At 65.8% G+C, this 15,334-nt stretch carries 15 protein-coding genes, 1 tRNA gene and 1 other RNA gene; 11 read left to right on the top strand and 6 right to left on the bottom strand.

Annotated elements, in window-relative coordinates:
* Window positions 1-177: 177 nt before the first annotated feature.
* Entirely contained in the window at window positions 178-1,584 is a 1,407-nt protein-coding gene (locus tag QFZ70_RS15005; RefSeq protein WP_307096733.1) for a M23 family metallopeptidase, read from the bottom strand.
* Between the two features lie 258 nt (window positions 1,585-1,842).
* Here QFZ70_RS15005 and QFZ70_RS15010 point away from each other — a divergent pair, with 258 nt between their 5' ends.
* Window positions 1,843-2,784, top strand: coding sequence for an oxygenase MpaB family protein (locus QFZ70_RS15010; RefSeq protein ID WP_307096735.1), 942 nt, complete (start codon window positions 1,843-1,845; stop codon window positions 2,782-2,784).
* A gap of 46 nt (window positions 2,785-2,830) precedes the next feature.
* Here QFZ70_RS15010 and QFZ70_RS15015 read toward each other — a convergent pair.
* Window positions 2,831-2,915, bottom strand: a tRNA-Ser gene (locus QFZ70_RS15015).
* Between the two features lie 325 nt (window positions 2,916-3,240).
* Between QFZ70_RS15015 and QFZ70_RS15020 the strand changes: the two genes are divergently transcribed.
* From QFZ70_RS15020 to QFZ70_RS15040, 5 genes are all read left to right on the top strand, one after another.
* Window positions 3,241-3,591: a hypothetical protein gene (locus tag QFZ70_RS15020; protein WP_307096737.1), complete on the top strand. Its 351-nt coding sequence runs from the start codon at window positions 3,241-3,243 to the stop codon at window positions 3,589-3,591.
* 18 nt (window positions 3,592-3,609) lie between these two features.
* Window positions 3,610-3,706, top strand: an RNA gene (gene ffs, locus QFZ70_RS15025) — signal recognition particle sRNA small type.
* 51 nt (window positions 3,707-3,757) lie between these two features.
* A complete protein-coding gene (locus tag QFZ70_RS15030) occupies window positions 3,758-7,237 on the top strand; it encodes a DNA polymerase III subunit gamma and tau (RefSeq protein WP_307096739.1) in 3,480 nt (1,159 codons plus the stop codon).
* A gap of 37 nt (window positions 7,238-7,274) precedes the next feature.
* A complete protein-coding gene (gene recR, locus QFZ70_RS15035) occupies window positions 7,275-7,874 on the top strand; it encodes a recombination mediator RecR (protein ID WP_256249526.1) in 600 nt (199 codons plus the stop codon).
* Between the two features lie 9 nt (window positions 7,875-7,883).
* On the top strand, window positions 7,884-8,279 hold the full coding sequence (locus QFZ70_RS15040; protein WP_307097896.1) for a GNAT family N-acetyltransferase: 396 nt from the start codon (window positions 7,884-7,886) through the stop codon (window positions 8,277-8,279).
* Window positions 8,280-8,320: 41 nt separating this feature from the next.
* Here the strand turns inward: QFZ70_RS15040 and QFZ70_RS15045 are convergent, their stop codons facing one another.
* Window positions 8,321-9,454: an ABC transporter permease gene (locus tag QFZ70_RS15045; RefSeq protein ID WP_307096740.1), complete on the bottom strand. Its 1,134-nt coding sequence runs from the start codon at window positions 9,452-9,454 to the stop codon at window positions 8,321-8,323.
* The gene (locus QFZ70_RS15050; RefSeq protein WP_307096741.1) at window positions 9,451-10,416 is read right to left on the bottom strand and encodes an ABC transporter ATP-binding protein; all 966 of its coding nucleotides are present in this window, start codon (window positions 10,414-10,416) and stop codon (window positions 9,451-9,453) included. Before QFZ70_RS15050 ends, QFZ70_RS15045 begins: the two co-directional genes overlap by 4 nt.
* A gap of 243 nt (window positions 10,417-10,659) precedes the next feature.
* Between QFZ70_RS15050 and QFZ70_RS15055 the strand changes: the two genes are divergently transcribed.
* Complete coding sequence (locus QFZ70_RS15055) at window positions 10,660-12,018, top strand: aspartate kinase (RefSeq protein WP_307096742.1); 1,359 nt, start codon at window positions 10,660-10,662, stop codon at window positions 12,016-12,018.
* Window positions 12,019-12,134: 116 nt separating this feature from the next.
* On the opposite strand, the gene QFZ70_RS15060 is transcribed toward QFZ70_RS15055, so the two are convergent.
* Window positions 12,135-12,323 (bottom strand): hypothetical protein, encoded by a 189-nt coding sequence (locus QFZ70_RS15060; RefSeq protein WP_373461598.1) that lies wholly within the window; start codon window positions 12,321-12,323, stop codon window positions 12,135-12,137.
* 148 nt (window positions 12,324-12,471) lie between these two features.
* A complete protein-coding gene (locus QFZ70_RS15065) occupies window positions 12,472-12,714 on the bottom strand; it encodes a hypothetical protein (RefSeq protein WP_307096744.1) in 243 nt (80 codons plus the stop codon).
* Window positions 12,715-12,793: 79 nt separating this feature from the next.
* On the opposite strand from QFZ70_RS15065, the gene QFZ70_RS15070 reads away from it, so the two are divergent.
* From QFZ70_RS15070 to QFZ70_RS15085, 4 genes are read left to right on the top strand one after another with little or no spacing between them, the layout of a single operon-like run.
* Complete coding sequence (locus QFZ70_RS15070; protein WP_307096746.1) at window positions 12,794-13,297, top strand: MarR family winged helix-turn-helix transcriptional regulator; 504 nt, start codon at window positions 12,794-12,796, stop codon at window positions 13,295-13,297.
* Window positions 13,298-13,331: 34 nt separating this feature from the next.
* Entirely contained in the window at window positions 13,332-14,018 is a 687-nt protein-coding gene (locus QFZ70_RS15075) for an SSI family serine proteinase inhibitor (RefSeq protein ID WP_307096748.1), read from the top strand.
* Window positions 13,987-14,928, top strand: coding sequence for a 3-methyladenine DNA glycosylase (locus tag QFZ70_RS15080; protein WP_307096749.1), 942 nt, complete (start codon window positions 13,987-13,989; stop codon window positions 14,926-14,928). The genes QFZ70_RS15075 and QFZ70_RS15080 overlap by 32 nt, the downstream gene beginning before the upstream one ends.
* Complete coding sequence (locus tag QFZ70_RS15085; RefSeq protein WP_307096751.1) at window positions 14,925-15,272, top strand: serine protease inhibitor; 348 nt, start codon at window positions 14,925-14,927, stop codon at window positions 15,270-15,272. The genes QFZ70_RS15080 and QFZ70_RS15085 overlap by 4 nt, the downstream gene beginning before the upstream one ends.
* The last annotated feature ends 62 nt before the right edge of the window (window positions 15,273-15,334 follow it).

Here is a 15,334-nt window from a genome sequence, read left to right on the forward strand (position 1 = left end):
CAGACATTCGGCAAACTTTGGGTAAATCGCCGAAGCCCGTGTGGAAAAAGATAAAAGAACTGCGCCTTCGCAGAATTAATTCGGGCAGCGCAGAGTTTCAGCCCAAGGCTGTTGTGGCGGTGCCGATGATCCCCGCCCACTTTCCCTTCAAACCTGCATGAGTTTGTCCCGGTTCCGTCATGCAGGGTCAGCAGGATCGCGGACAAGGGGTGTACAGGCTGCGTCCGCCGGAAGCGGTTCACCGGTGGGACTTGTTGCCGGCGCATCCGGGGACGGGGTGAGTGTTTCCGGAGTGGGCTCCGCGGGGCAGGTCGCCGGCGCCGGGGAGGCAGAGGTCGGTGCGGGCGCTGTCGTAGGCGTCACCGCAGGTTCCGTGGGGTCCGGGGTCGGCGTCGGTGCCGGGGATGGCACAGTGGGAGCAGGGGACGGCGAGGGCGTCGGTTCGACAGGCAACGGCGTGACTTCAGGCGGGGTCGGCGTCGGGGTTGGGGTAGGCGTGGGGGTTGGGGTAGGCGTGGGGGTTGGGGTAGGCGTGGGGGTCGGGGTAGGCGTGGGGGTCGGCGTCGGGGTCGGGGTAGGCGTAGGCGTCGCGGACGGCGCACCCGGCGACGGCGTGGGCGCTGTCGGCGTCGTCGGCTGACTTGGTGAGGTGGGGAACGACGCGCTCGGTGTGCCCGACGGGGACGCACTGGCCGACGGCGTCAGCCGAGTGGGTGCAGGGCTCGCCATGGCGGGCCACAGCAGAGATGGGGAGGCGTGCGTCGCGGGCGTTCCTGCCTGGACTCCACCCTCATGGTCTTCGTCGTGATCATGGCTCAGCGGCATCGCCCAACTGATTGTCCCTTGGGAGGGAGAACCGAATCCGGGCAGGTAGCTCCGCATCTCCTCGGATCCGCTGCCGCCCACAGGCCGGGCGGGCATCAGGCCCCACTTCAGCGGGCTCGTGTGGCGGCCGTTGAGGATGGTTTCGAAGTGCAGGTGGCATCCCGTCGACCATCCGGTGCTGCCCACCTCGCCGAGGACCTGGCCGGCGTGAATCTCGTCGCCCGTACGGACGGCAATGGCGTCGAGGTGGTTGTACGTGGTGATGAGGCCGTTGCCGTGATCGATTTCCACCCTGTTGCCGCCACCCCAGGGGTGCCAGCCGGCGGCGCGCACCAATCCTGAGTCCGCAGCGTAGACGCTTGTCCCGCAGGCGGCCGCGTAGTCCTGGCCCAGGTGGAAGTCGCCGGCGGCCCCGGACAGCGGGCTCACCCGGAAACCGAAGGGCGAGCTGGCATTGAGCAGAGCCAGCGGCGCCATCAGGAACCCGGCCGGCGGTCTGCCAAATCCTGTTGTCCCCACCGTCAGCCGCGAGGAATTCTTCCCGCGGTAGCCGCCTATGGCTGCGTGGGGAAACTTAACGAGCGCACGCGGGTTCGTGAAGGCCGTAGCCTGCAGCATCCCGGCACCAACCCTGTCCGATGTCGGCTCGGCCGAGCGCCCGTCGGACGTGGAAGTTGTCCCTGCACCAAGCCCGGCCACGGAACCCGACGCCTCCCGCTCCACCGCGCTGCCGGTCAGGTTGAGGGACCAAATGGACATGGCAACAGCACCAGTAGCAGTCAGTGCCCGCAGAACCGACACCTTAGGACGGCGCACGTCGGTGTGCTTACCTGATTTTTGATAAGTCCCCAAAGCCTGTCTCCGTAACGTAATCACCCGAACGCGTCCTGAAGGTATCTCCCATGGGACCACAGGGCCGGTAGCCTGTGAACCCCGTCCTATCGTGCGGGTAACAACTTGCGAAAACCTTGCGTACGTTCCCACTGCGCGCCCGATCGTGCGGGGCGAGAATGATATATGCGGAGTTTCCTTGGGAAATGGCAGGACGAACTTAAGAAAACCTTTACAGGCAAGGCCGATGAGGTTCCCGACTGGGTTCCGAAGCTGGCAGAGGGGGACGATCCGGGGTACCATCTGCCGGGTTCGGCAGTATGGGCTGTGCACGGCTCCATGTCGCCCATCGTTGCCGGAATCCGCACGCTGCTGATGCAGTCCCTTCATCCCGGAGCCCTTGCAGGGGTGCACGAGCACTCAAACTTCCGTGAGGATCCCCTGGCCCGGCTCGCTGCCACCATCCGCTGGATTTTCACTGTTACCTACGGCTCGAAGGCAGCCGCTGAGGAGGCTTCCCGGCGGGTGCGGCGCCTGCACGAGCCGGTACAAGGCAGCTTCGTGGACAACCAGGGAACGCCGCGCGGCTACAGCGCCAACGATCCCGAGCTGGCCAGTTGGATCCACATTGCCTTCACGGACGCGTTCCTCACGGCCCATCAGTTGTGGGGCGGCCGCATCCCTGGCGGCCCGGACGCGTACGTCCGTGAATGGGCCCAGGCCGGCAGGCTGATGGGCGTGCCGGATCCGCCGATTTCCGAGGCGGACATGCGTGCGCGACTGGACCGGTTTTTCCGCAATGGTGACCTGCGGGTGGACAGCCGCGTAACGGAAACAGTGGACTTTATCCGCAATCCGCCCCTGCATCCCATGCTCCGGCCCGGTTACCGTATCCTCTTCGCGGGAGCCGTACACAGCCTCGATCCGAACTACCGCCGGATGCTCGGGCTGTCCGTACCGCGGCTCGGTCCGTTCCCGCTGCCGGTGAGGCTGGCCACCAAGGTGGTGCTCGTCGTCGTACGCCTGGCCCTGGGGCGCCGCGGTCCAAGCGAGCTGGCCGCACGCGAACGACTCCGCCGGCTTGGCTTTGTGGAGGCAGCCGGGCGCGGGCTGGTGGAACTGCGGTAAACGAAAGAACCCGGTCCCGGCGCTGCCGGGACCGGGTTCTTACCGGCGGAGAATGGGGGATTTGAACCCCCGAGGGCGTTAACCCAACACGCGTTCCAGGCGTGCGCCATAGGCCGCTAGGCGAATTCTCCAGCTGCTTCTGAATCAAAAGCAGATACTAGAGTACCTGAACTTTTCCGCTTCGCCCAATCGAGGCTCCGGCGCCGGCACTGAAGGCTTTCCGGCCTCCCTGCGGACCGGTTCCCGGCTTGGCCTTAACCCAGAAATGGACGCCCCCAATGCGCCCATTCCACCGGTACACCGTTGAGCTGCCGGGTCCGGCTCCGTTCAGCCAGGCCCCATAGCTCACAATCTGGAGATTGCCCCAATCGGTGTACATACCCATGATCGTGGGTGGCAGGGGGATAAGCAATGGATTTGCATTCAATTAGGGGGTCTTCCGGCACGATGGGAAGCATGACTGAGCTGCATGCCCTGGTGGTTTACGTTCCCCGGACCCACACGGAACCGGTCCTGAAGGCCATCGGCGACGCCGGGGCGGGCTGGATCGGCAACTACTCCCACTGCTCGTTTGTCACCCCTGGAACTGGCCGCTTTACTGCCCACGACGGCGCCACTCCCTACCGTGGGCGGGTGGGAGCACCGGAGGAAGTGTCGGAGGACAGGATTGAGTGCGTGGTTGAACGGCACGCGCTTTCGGCAGTGGTGGCTGCCTTGCGGGCCGCCCACCCTTACGAGGAACCGGCGTTTATGAGCTGGCGGGTTGAGGGCTGGAGGCAGTCGGAGGCCGATTCGAGTCAGGCCTGAACTTCGGGTAAAGTAACTCGCGGCCCCTCATGTGGCGTCATCCTGTTGAACTCCCCCAGGACCGGAAGGTAGCAAGGGTAAATGGGCTCTGGCGGGTGCATGGGGGGTCTTTACTATTCCCCCACAGGGCGGCATACTGTCAGCCCGGATTGGTAGGGTTTTCTCTGTGACAGTTACTACCGCCCTCTACCGCAGATACCGTCCAGACTCGTTCGCTGACGTTATCGGGCAGGAACATGTCACCGAGCCGCTTATGACGGCTTTGCGGAAGAACCGGGTCAATCACGCCTACCTTTTTTCGGGTCCCAGGGGCTGCGGCAAAACCACTTCCGCCCGAATTCTGGCCCGTTGCCTGAACTGCGCCCAGGGCCCTACCGACACCCCTTGCGGCACCTGCCCCAGTTGCGTCGAGCTCGCCCGCGGCGGCTCCGGATCCCTCGATGTCATCGAAATTGACGCCGCCAGCCACGGCGGCGTGGACGATGCCCGGGACCTGCGCGAGCGCGCCACGTACGCCCCTGTCCGTGACCGCTACAAAATCTTCATCATCGATGAAGCCCACATGGTCACCTCCGCCGGGTTCAACGCCCTGCTGAAAATCGTCGAAGAACCCCCGGAACACATCAAGTTCATCTTCGCCACCACCGAGCCGGACAAGGTCATCGGCACCATCCGCTCGCGGACGCACCATTACCCTTTCCGGCTGGTGCCGCCGGAGCCACTGATGGCCTACCTGGAACTCCTCTGCAACCAGGAGAACGTTCCGGTTGCTCCCGGCGTGCTGTCACTGGTGATCCGCGCAGGGGGCGGCTCCGTCCGCGACTCGCTGTCCGTCCTGGACCAGCTGATGGCGGGTGCCGGCCCCAACGGACTGGACTACGAACTGGCCGTGGCGCTGCTCGGCTACACCCATGCGTCATTGCTGGACGATGTTGTTGAGGCCGTCGCCGCGTCGGACTCCGCCACCGTTTTCCGCGCCGTGGACAGGGTCATCCAGACCGGCCATGACCCGCGCCGCTTTGTCGAGGACCTGCTGGAGCGTTTCCGCGACCTCATCATCGTCCAGGCCATGCCCGAAAGCGCCCAGACCATTCTTCGTGGCATGCCGGCTGACCAGATTGCGCGGCTAAAGAACCAGGCGCACAACCTCGGCGCCGCGGAGCTGTCCCGCGCCGCCGACGTCACCAACACTGCCCTTACCGAGATGACCGGCGCCACTTCCCCGCGGCTGCACCTGGAACTCCTTTGCGCACGGATTCTGCTCCCCAGTTCGGAGCAGAACGAGCGCGGCATGGCTGCACGGATAGACCGTGTAGAACGGCGGCTGAACTACGCAGGGAACGACGTCAGCGCTCCCGCCGCCGCAGCCCCACCTGCATCAGCCGGGCACCCTGCTATCACGCAGGCAGCTCCTGAGCCGGCCACACCCGCGCGGGCGGTTGCGGAACCAGCCGAATCCGCACAGCCGGCGCCAGCGGCCTCGCAGTCCCCCGCCGCCCGGCCATCAAGCCAGGAAACTGCTGCCGCCGCTCCGGAACCGGCACGTGCGCAATCGCCGGCCCCTGCGGCAACAGCCAGCACGGCCGGGGCGGACAGTCGTGCTCCCCTGACCGCTCCCCGGGTGAGCACCAGCGACTGGCCGGTCGAGGCCTCCGCCGATTCCCGCGCCGCCCGTGCGGACTCCCGTCCCGCCCTGGCCCGCCCCGCCCCAGGTCCCGCGGAAGGCTCGACAGCAAGCCCGTTGGGCGGGACGCCGAAACCAGGTACCGGCCAGGCTCCGGTTCCGGCTGCCCAGACCGCCCCTGCTGCTGCCGGGCCCGAACCGGCCGCCGCTGGATCCGCTCCTGCCGCAGCCCCTGCGGCCATGGGTGATGTGGAAGTGCTGCGCCGGGCGTGGCCGGATGTCCTGCAGACGCTGTCCAAGATCAAGCGCAGCACCTGGGCACTCGTTGAACCGAATGCACAGGTCAGTGCGTTCGACGGCCAGACCGTCACGCTTTCGTTCGCCACATCCGGACTCGCCGGCGCTTTTGGTCGGGCAGACCATTCCGAAAACCTGCGCCAGGCGATCCATAAGACTGTGGGCATCGACTGCCAGATCAACGCGGTGGCAGGCGGAAACTCCGGCCGGACGAGCTCTGAGCCAAACCCAAAAGCACCCGCTAGCCGGCCTGCCCCGGCACCTGCCACTAATCCGGCAACGTCAACTGCCACGGCCACTTCAGCCGATGTTGCCTGGGGACTGGCACCCGCTGTGCCGTCCCCGGCACTGGATGCACCCGAACCTTCCGCTACTGCCGGTTCTGCCCAAGGCCAGTCCCAGGGCACAGCGGAGGAGGCCGAATTCCCGCACAGGCGCAGTGCCTCGTCTTCTGCCGGGCCTCACACAGCCGGCCCTGGTCAGCCCGCTGCCGGCAACGGTCCTTCCCACACTGGGTCCGGTGTAGCAGGCGGCCCCGCCCAGGAGAGGCCTGCACCCGTCGCTGACCCAGCCAAGACTAGGCCCGAACACGCTGCTGACCCGTCTCCCGCCCTACAGGTGGCGGCCGGCGGCTCTTCCCAGGCTCCGCCTTCGCCGGTCCCTTCGCCGGCTTCTTCGGCTCAGGGAGACCCTTACGGCGGCGCAGGAGCAGACTACTCCTACTCGGACGATGACTGGGGACCTCCCCGGGACGAGGACGCACCCCCGCTGGAAGAGGAACCTCCCATGGACTGGGACCCTTCCGCGCGCTCCGGCAACCGTTCCGCTCCGGCTACCGCCGCGGGCGGCACCACCGCCGCAGCCGGCCCAGCCCAACAGGGCACACAGCCCGGCACCCCGGCCTCCAACCGAACCTCGGTTGCCACGACTCCAACTGCCGCTGCCCCAGGCCTGGACGCTCCCGACCCATGGACCCGCGCCGTTGAGCAGGCACCTGGGGTTTGGGTTGTTGGGGAATCCAGCAACGTGGGCAGGAACGCACCTGCCGTGTTGCCCGAGAAGGAAGCGGTCGCGGCCCCCTCAGCCACACACTACGAACCCGCTGCTTCCCAGGTTCCGCCTTCCATCCCTGTTACAAAAGCCGGCTCTTCCATTGACGCCGAATGGGGTTTGGCTCCAACTGCAGCCTCGCCTGCAAAGGCGAGTACTCGGGCCACCGTTGCGGAACCTGTCCCCCCAAGCCCCGTTCCCGCGGGCTGCACGGTCCCAACAGGCGGCACGGTTCCCGCTGGCGCAGCGCCCTCGGCGACCACTCCCTCAGGTTCCGCTCGAGTGCCGGCACGCGAGTACGCCATGGCGTCAGCCGCACCTGCAGCGGCGGCTGCCCACACTGCTGCTGTAGCGGCACCCCCTGCTCCTGCGGTGCCCGCCCACAGTTCCCCTGCAACTTCGCCTGGTTCTACCGATTCGGCTGCGGCGGCGAACACCCGGCAGAGCCTCTACCAGCGCCTGTCCAACAGTCCGGAGGCCGAGGCGGGCCGGGCAAAGGCTCCTGCCCGCGCGGTTCCTGCAGCGGCCACCTACGTACAGGACATCCCCAGCGCCGACGATGAGACCATTGAGGAATCCGGGGTGTTCGGTCGCGCAGCGGTGGAACGTATCCTCGGCGGGAAGCTGATCGAAGAGCGTTCCCTCGACGGCAGCACCGTTACACCCCGCTATTGATCCAACCACTGTCCACCCCTAGCTAAAGAGGAAAAACGTGTACGAAGGTGCTGTCCAAGAGCTGATTGACGAGCTCGGACGCCTTCCCGGCGTGGGCCCGAAATCCGCACAGCGGCTGGCGTTCCACATCCTTGAAGCGGACCCCCAGGACATGAAGCGACTGGTGGAGGCCATCACCTCCGTCAAGGAACGCGTCAAGTTCTGCACCGTCTGCGGCAACGTCACTGAGCAGGAACAATGCAACATCTGCCGTGATCCCCGGCGCGATCCGGCGGTAATCTGCGTGGTGGAGGAATCGAAGGACGTCCTCGCCGTGGAGCGCACCCGTTCGTTCCGGGGCAGGTACCACGTGCTGGGTGGGGCCATTAATCCCATCGCCGGTATCGGCCCGGAGCAGTTGCGGATCCGGGAACTGCTCACGCGGCTGAACGACGGCGCCATCCAGGAAGTCATCATCGCCACGGACCCCAACCTGGAGGGTGAAGCGACAGCCACGTACCTGGCCCGCATGCTGAAGACCATCGGGATCACCGTGACCAGGCTGGCGTCCGGGCTGCCCGTGGGCGGCGACCTCGAATACGCAGACGAGGTCACGTTGGGGCGGGCTTTCGAGGGCCGCCGCAACGCCCTGACCTGAGATTTTGGCATTCGATGGCCGCGGGAGAGGTCGCACCTCTGGTCACCGAGCGGCTTGTCCTGCGGCTGGTTGATGGTGGGGACGAGGACGCCAGTCATAGGTACAGGGGCGACCCTGGAGCCACCCAGTTCCTCTCGCACGGTCCCCTTGATGGCGTATGTCCTGCATCCCGACCACCAGCACCACGGGTACGGCCGTGAGGCTGCGGCGGCGCTGGTGGCGTGGCTCTTCACGCAGTGCGGGGTCAGCACCGTTATCGCCGCAGTCTACGAACCCAACAGTCCCTCCATCCGGCTCCTGCAAAGCCTTGGGTTCCGGCTGGACCCCGGCGTCCCTACCGACCAGGACACGGCCGGCAAGGGCTTCCCCCTACTGATGTTCCGGCTGGACAGCCCGCAGGACTGACCCGGCCCTGTCCAGCGGGCCGGGCCTGTCCGGAGTCATCACTAGGCGATACGCGTTCCCCGTGCCAGCCGGTGGGCAGGCGTGCGGAGTGAACGCCAGCCCAGCCACATCAGCAGCGCTGCCAGTAGGAGTTGCAGGCCTAGGCCCAGCGGCCACAGCGGCGTGGACTGCGCCAGATACTGCGGCTTGACCTCCCCGTTGGCGCACGGATAGGTACCTTCGGGACCGGCAAGCGCGTTCCGGGCTCCCTGACTGATGCTTTCGATCGCCCCTACAGAGCGGAAACCCTCCTGACCCGTGCGGTCGGGATAGGGGATGGCGTCAGCCACCACCACGTACGGGTTCATTGCCAGCAGCCAGGCTACCCGTTCGGTGCGCATAATACTCTGTTCCTGCAATGGCCCTGAGCAGGTGTATCCGGGTTCCACCGGCCCGTTGCTGGGGGGCTCGAACGAGCGGTACTGAGCCTGGTTCGCCATGATTGTGCCCTGGGTAAGCCCCGTGCCCAGCCCGAAGGCGATCAGTGTGCCGATTGCCAGCCCGGCCACTGCCAGGTACGTGACCACGATGGAGAACAGCGGCCTGCCGGCTAGCGCTGAGATGCCAACACCGATGGCACACACAACACCCACCTCAAGCGCCAGCATCAGCAGGGCCACCAGCACATGGCCGGGAGTCATTCCGCCCAGCGCCACCCCGATCACCAGGAACGGGGTGCTCGCCACCAGGAACGCGAGGGCTGCGGCCCATGCTGCGAAAAACTTGCCCCAGAGGATCTGGCCGGGCTGCAGCAGCGTCACCTGGAGGATGGCCAGCGTGCCGCCGGCGCGGTCACCGTTCACCGCGTTGGCGGAGAGCGCCGGGGCAACGAGCAAGGCAAACAGCAGGACAAAGGCCAGGACCACCTCAAAGATCATCGAGCCGGGCCCCGACTCAGGCGGCTGGACGTAGCCCGGGAATTCCCGTTGGGCCGCCTGCGAGGCGTTCCAGCTGGCCCAGGTCAGCCAGGTCACCAGTCCTGTGAGGACAAACCAAATGGCCAGCATGATGTACCAGCCGCGGGACCGCAGCCGTTGCTTGAGCTCCAGGACCACCACGTCCCTGACTCCGGCCAGGTAGCCGCCGGCTCCCGTTGAGCCGACGATGTGCTGCCGGTTTTCTGTCGTGTGGCTCATTGCCGCTCCCCCTCGAGGCTCATGTATGTCTCTTCCAGGGCGCCGGAGGCCGGGGCAAAGGACGTTACCCGGACGCCGGCCAGCACCAGGTCGCGCAGCAGCCGCTCGGCGTCGCCGTCGTTTGCCAGCAACAGGCTGATTGACGGACGCCGCCCGTCTTCGCGGCGGAATACCAAACCGAGCTCCGTCAGCTTGGCCGCAAGTGCCGCTGGGTCAGCGGCGCTGATGGCGTACCTGCGGCCCGCGGCGGCAGCTTCTTCGGTGGTTTGATGCCGGACCGTGCGGCCCTTGTTGACGAACACCGCAGCGTCGGCGATCTCGTCCAGTTCGCTGAGTACGTGGGACGAGACCACCACGGCCTTACCCTCGGCCGCGAGCTGCCGGAGCATGATCCGCAGCTCCACGCGCGAGCCCGGGTCCAATCCCGAGGCGGGCTCGTCGAGCAGCAGGACGGACGGGTCGTGAATCAGTGCCCGGGCCAGGCTGAGCCGCTGCTGCTGCCCGCGGGACAGCACCCGCGCCGGCTGGTCCGCCAGATCGTCCAGCCGCACCCGTTCGAGCATCTCCGAGACCCTCTGCCCGATGCCCTGCGCCGGGAGCCGGTAGAAGCGGGCCATCTGGGTGAGGATTTCCCGGGCGGTCAGCGACTCCCACACTCCCAGGGTGTCCGGCATCCAGCCCAGCCGGCTGCGCACCTCTGCCCGGTGGCGCCGCGGGTCAAGCCCGCCCACGCTGATGCTGCCCTCATCCGGCGCCAGCAGTGATGCCAGCATCAGAAGCAGGGTTGTTTTGCCTGCCCCGTTCGGACCGATCAGCGCGGTCACCTTCCCGGCGGGCGCATGGAAGTCCATATGCTCGACGGCGTGCACCGCGCCGAAGCTGCGGCTCACGGACCGCGCCGTGATGCCGTCGTCGGGTTCCGGCCCGTCCGCAGCCTCCGGTAACTCAGAAATCATCGCCATCTATTGCGCACCTGTCCCCCACAGTCTCTTAATGCATTTTGACAGTTTGAGCGTACGCCCGAGGGGCTTCCCCGCAGGTCCTCCCAGGGGCTGAGATTCGGTCACAATTCAACGCCCGGCCATGCTCGGCGATAAACTGGGACCAGAAGTCGCGCCAACAGCGGCATTAGTTTCCCGCGTCAGGGCCAACACAGCTTTACGGCTGTCTGGCCGGGCTCCAATTGATTCAGTGAAGGTACGCGCATGAGTACGCCCACTACCGAAGTGCACAACGCAACGCAGCCGCAGGAGCTGCCGGTCGGCGGTGCCGTAACCCAACAGCTGATTGTGCAGAAGTTCGGCGGTTCCTCCGTAGCTGACGCGGACGGCATCAAGCGGGTGGCCAAGCGCGTGGTGGACGCCCAGATAGCGGGCAACGAGGTGGTTGTTGTGGTCTCGGCCATGGGTGACACCACCGATGAACTCCTGGACCTCGCAGGCCAGGTAACCGACTCTGCCCCTGCCCGCGAAATGGATATGCTGCTGTCCGCCGGCGAGCGCATCTCAATGGCACTGCTGGCCATGGCCATCAACAAACTGGGTGCCTCCGCCCAGTCCTTCACCGGTTCCCAGGCCGGCATGATCACCGACGGCATCCACGGCAAGGCCAGGATCATCGACGTCGACCCCCACCGCATCCGCACCGCCCTGGATAAGGGCAACATCGCCATCGTGGCGGGCTTCCAGGGCATGAGCCGGGCCACGAACGAGATCACCACCCTGGGCCGCGGCGGTTCGGACACCACTGCCGTAGCGCTGGCAGCGGCACTCGAAGCCGACGTCTGCGAGATCTACACGGACGTGGACGGGATCTACACGGCCGATCCGCGCGTTGTCCCCTCAGCCCAGAAGATCGACACGATCTCCAGCGAGGAAATGCTTGAACTCGCAGCCTCGGGAGCCAAAATTCTGCACCTTCGCTGCGTTGAGTACGCGCGCAGGTTCGGTGTTCCGCTGCACGTCCGCTCCTCATTCAGCCAGCACGAAGGCACCTGGGTCATCCCGAGTGCTGAAGACAAGATCACCACACAAGAGGGAGTTGCCTTGGAGCAGCCAATCATCTCCGGCGTCGCACACGACCGTTCCGAAGCCAAGGTCACCGTTGTTGGCGTTCCGGACATCCCCGGCAAGGCGGCTGCGATCTTCCAGGTCATCGCCGATGCCCACTCGAACATCGACATGATCGTGCAGAACGTTTCCACGCACGGCACGGGCCGGACGGACATTTCCTTCACCCTGCCCATCGTGGAAGGTGCCGACGCCCTTGCGGCCCTTCATGCAGCGCAGGACCAGATCGGTTTCGAGACCATCGAATACAACGAGCAGATCGGCAAGCTCTCCCTGATCGGCGCCGGCATGCGCTCCCACCCGGGCGTCTCCGCAACCTTCTTCAAAGCACTCTCGGCCGCGGGGATCAACATCAACATGATCTCCACATCGGAAATCCGCATTTCGGTTGTGACCCACGCGGATCTGCTGGACGAGGCCGTGCGGGTCATCCACCAGGCCTTCGAACTGGACAGCGAGAACGAAGCCACAGTGTACGGCGGCACCGGCCGCTGACCCGCTCCCCCAATTCATACAGGAATGCACTGGCCAGGGAATCTTTTCCCCAGCCAGTGCATTTTTTAGGTGTTTTTCGGGAGTAGCCGCGGCAATCCCGTCCAGCCTGGCCGAAGTCAGGTCTCTTTCACGTCTTCGCGGCGTACGGCGTAGTGGTGGCCGGCCGTGTCGGTTTCCACCACAAAATGCGTAAGTTCCTCCTCCGAGGCCTGCTCATACTCGTCATGCTTGTGCACCACGGGCAAGCTGGTGTCCAGGCGGGTGGCCGGTCCAAAGAAGAAGCGGAGCCTGTCGGTCGCGTTCATGAACCCGCGGAGTACATGTGCCACTGTTTTCCACCCCCTTTCCGCACTCAGGGGAAAGAAGAGCCGTTCAAATAAGGCCACTGCTCCTCGTGGAGCAAGTGCCCTTATTTTACGCCTGCGTGCCTGAAAAGGCTCCGCGGCCCACATGTCAGCGGAGGGATTTGTCTTCCGGATTCCTGGGCACCACATAGGTGCTGCCGTCAGGCCGCGTAATGGTCTCCCATTGCTGGGTTTCAGCTTCGCGCTGGGCCAGGAGCCGCCGGTTTTCCTCTGTCATGTCGTGAATGAGGGAGGAACGGTTTGCGGGACCGAAAATGGCACGCAGCTTGCCGGTGGCCCGCATGAACCGCTGCGACGCGTTTTCCTTGCCTTCTGAACTGGCCCTACCCATGAACTGGCTCCTTCCAGAGACCGCTTTTCCTAGCAACAGTGTACGCTAATAGTTAGCGCACTAACAATTGGAGGCTCCGATGACCACTGCATCCAGCACTTCCCCCGCAGCCGGTACCGCGCCCGGCGGCGGGGACAGCCCGCAGGACAACGACCTGCTGCTCGAGCACCAGCTCTGCTTTGCCCTGACTGTTGCCTCCCGCAGCGTGGTGGGAGCGTACAAACCTGTGCTCGAGAAGTTGAACCTCACCCACCCGCAGTATTTGGTCATGCTGTGCCTCTGGGAGTCCAGCCCGCGCACAGTACGGAACATCAGCGATGCCCTGGCGCAGGAGCCGGCCACCATCTCGCCTTTGCTGCGGCGCCTTGAAGTGTCCGGCCTGATTTCGCGACGGCGGGTGGACGGCAACGAGCGCGCCCTCGCCGTCGGCCTCACTCCCGCAGGAGCAGCCCTTCGGCAGGAGGCGCTCAAGGTGCCGGGCACCATGATGGAACGCCTGGGCCTGACGCGAAGCCAGGTCAGCGAGCTGCATACGGCCATGATGGGGCTCATCGCAGCCACGTCCCAGACCCAGCAGGCTTAGCCGGCCAGCAGGGCGGCGGCAGTAGAATGGCATCATGACAGACAGGCCACGGCACTGGCACAGTGTGCATCCCGGGGGCATAGAGCAGCTGACGCTCCCAGAAGTCCTGCCGCGCCCACGTTGGTCCAGGAGCCAACCATATGTCCGCATCGCGGCGTTGTTGTTCGCGGCTGTCCTGTTGCCTGCCTGCACGCCGAACGAGGGCGGGGGGACTCCTACCGGCGATCCCTCCACACCGCCAACGGCTTCCGTTTCTGCCTCTGTACCGCCAGCCACGCCCGCCACTCCGGCCCCCACTGGCAGCCTGGACCCTGACGCCGAGTCTTCCGTGCCGGCACCGGCACCCGAGCCTGCCGCGCCGTCATCCGGCCCTGGGCAGGGCAACGCGGAACTGGCCATCACCATTAAACCCTCGGCCGGTGAGCCGGAGGTCCATCACACCCTTGTCTGCGTCGATGGCGCGCCCGAGGCTGAAAGCAACCATCCCACTGCGGATGCCGCCTGCGCTGCCTTGAAGGAAAACGCCGCACTGCTGAGTCCCGGTCCGAAACGAGCTGACCAGGTGTGCACCGAACAGTATGGCGGGCCCCAGGAAGCTACCGTCACCGGCGTGGTGGATGGAGTACCTGTTGATGCCGCCTTTGCCCGGACCAACGGTTGCGAAATCAGTGCCTGGGATGCCACGAAGGATGTCCTCGGTGCAGCCGGTGGAGCAGCTTAGGGTCCTGGCGGCGGACGAGTGGCGGGCCCGTGAGGAGGCCCACCAGCAGCGCGTCAGCCGCTACGCGGATCCCTACCTTGCGCGCCGCTCTGCAGGGCACAAGCATCCGGTGGAGGATTTCCTCTTCACCTACTACACCCAGAAACCCGGCCAGCTCCGCCGCTGGCACCCAGGCGCCGGCGTCGTCCTGGCAGGCCGGGAAGCTGCCGCCCGCTACGGGTGGAAGCACTACCGAACGCTCGACGACGACGAACTTGCCTTCCTCGGGCTGCCTTCAGGCAGCACGGCGGTAACGATGGACCGGGACGCCTTTCTCACTGACCGCAAGGACGCCGTCGCCTTCGCCGGGATCATCCTGCGCGGGACTGCTGCCCGCCCTGCGCAGTTTGGCTGCTTCGGCCTCCATGAGTGGGCCATGGTCTACCACCAGGACCGGTTCAACCTGCGCCACGAGTACCTGCAGCTGCGCCTCGGGTCAGCAGGCACGGACAAGGTGGTGGAGGACAACCGGATACGCTGCAGCCACTTCGACGCCTTCCGGTTCTACACACCGGATGCCATTCCCCTCAATGAACTGGCGCCGAGCCGGGACACCCAGCGGCACCTTGAACAGCCGGGCTGCCTCCACGCCAACATGGATCTGTATAAGTGGGCGTACAAGCTCCTGCCTGCCCTGCCCAGCGAACTGGTCATGGATTGCTTTGAACTGTCCTGGCGGATCCGGACCATGGATATGCAGGCCTCGCCCTACGATCTGGCCGAGTGGGGCTACCCGGCCATCCGCATCGAAACCCCCCAGGGCAAGGCCGCCTACGTTGAACAGCAGCGGTCCTTTGCAGCCGAGGCAGCCCGGCTCCGTGAAAAGCTGGCCAAGGAACTGGCCGCCCTGCCCGGGAGCGTGTCCGCATGATCGATCTGACCATCAGGCTGCGGGAAAGCCCCGAGGCCGGCGAGCACGAATTCCGCCTGGTCGCTGACGCCAACGGCCCCTCGGCGGAAAGCACACTGCCGGACCCCGCCGCGGCACTGGCCGCGGTGGAATGGTACGGCGAGGACATCTTCTTCCCGAAGCCCGGGCCCCCGAAGCTGTGCACACAGCAATACGGCGGCCCACAGGTCGCCGTGGTGACTGGAACTTTCCACGGGCGGGCAGTTGAGGCGGTCTTCACGAGGACAGACGGCTGTGAAATCTCGCGCTGGAAAACCATGGCCCCTTTGCTGGGCAATGCTGCTGGAGCCTCCGGCGCCATTTAGCGCAACCGCCTGCCGGCGAGGCAGCCGGGTTAAACAGGATCCCCGGGCGGTTCAACCGCCCG

Source organism: Arthrobacter sp. V1I9, from assembly GCF_030817075.1.
In the GTDB taxonomy this organism is placed as follows: Bacteria; Actinomycetota; Actinomycetes; order Actinomycetales; family Micrococcaceae; genus Arthrobacter.

What these genes read in the sequence shown, in the direction of transcription:
- QFZ70_RS15055 (WP_307096742.1), top strand. Translation starts at nt 10,660, where the DNA reads ATGAGTACGCCCACTACCGAAGTGCACAACGCAACGCAGCCGCAGGAG.
- QFZ70_RS15070 (WP_307096746.1), top strand. Translation starts at nt 12,794, where the DNA reads ATGACCACTGCATCCAGCACTTCCCCCGCAGCCGGTACCGCGCCCGGC.
- QFZ70_RS15065 (WP_307096744.1), bottom strand. Translation starts at nt 12,714, where the DNA reads ATGGGTAGGGCCAGTTCAGAAGGCAAGGAAAACGCGTCGCAGCGGTTC.
- QFZ70_RS15020 (WP_307096737.1), top strand. Translation starts at nt 3,241, where the DNA reads ATGACTGAGCTGCATGCCCTGGTGGTTTACGTTCCCCGGACCCACACG.
- QFZ70_RS15010 (WP_307096735.1), top strand. Translation starts at nt 1,843, where the DNA reads ATGCGGAGTTTCCTTGGGAAATGGCAGGACGAACTTAAGAAAACCTTT.
- QFZ70_RS15050 (WP_307096741.1), bottom strand. Translation starts at nt 10,416, where the DNA reads ATGGCGATGATTTCTGAGTTACCGGAGGCTGCGGACGGGCCGGAACCC.
- QFZ70_RS15085 (WP_307096751.1), top strand. Translation starts at nt 14,925, where the DNA reads ATGATCGATCTGACCATCAGGCTGCGGGAAAGCCCCGAGGCCGGCGAG.
- QFZ70_RS15045 (WP_307096740.1), bottom strand. Translation starts at nt 9,454, where the DNA reads ATGAGCCACACGACAGAAAACCGGCAGCACATCGTCGGCTCAACGGGA.
- QFZ70_RS15005 (WP_307096733.1), bottom strand. Translation starts at nt 1,584, where the DNA reads ATGTCCATTTGGTCCCTCAACCTGACCGGCAGCGCGGTGGAGCGGGAG.
- QFZ70_RS15060 (WP_373461598.1), bottom strand. Translation starts at nt 12,323, where the DNA reads ATGAACGCGACCGACAGGCTCCGCTTCTTCTTTGGACCGGCCACCCGC.
- QFZ70_RS15075 (WP_307096748.1), top strand. Translation starts at nt 13,332, where the DNA reads ATGACAGACAGGCCACGGCACTGGCACAGTGTGCATCCCGGGGGCATA.
- QFZ70_RS15080 (WP_307096749.1), top strand. Translation starts at nt 13,987, where the DNA reads ATGTCCTCGGTGCAGCCGGTGGAGCAGCTTAGGGTCCTGGCGGCGGAC.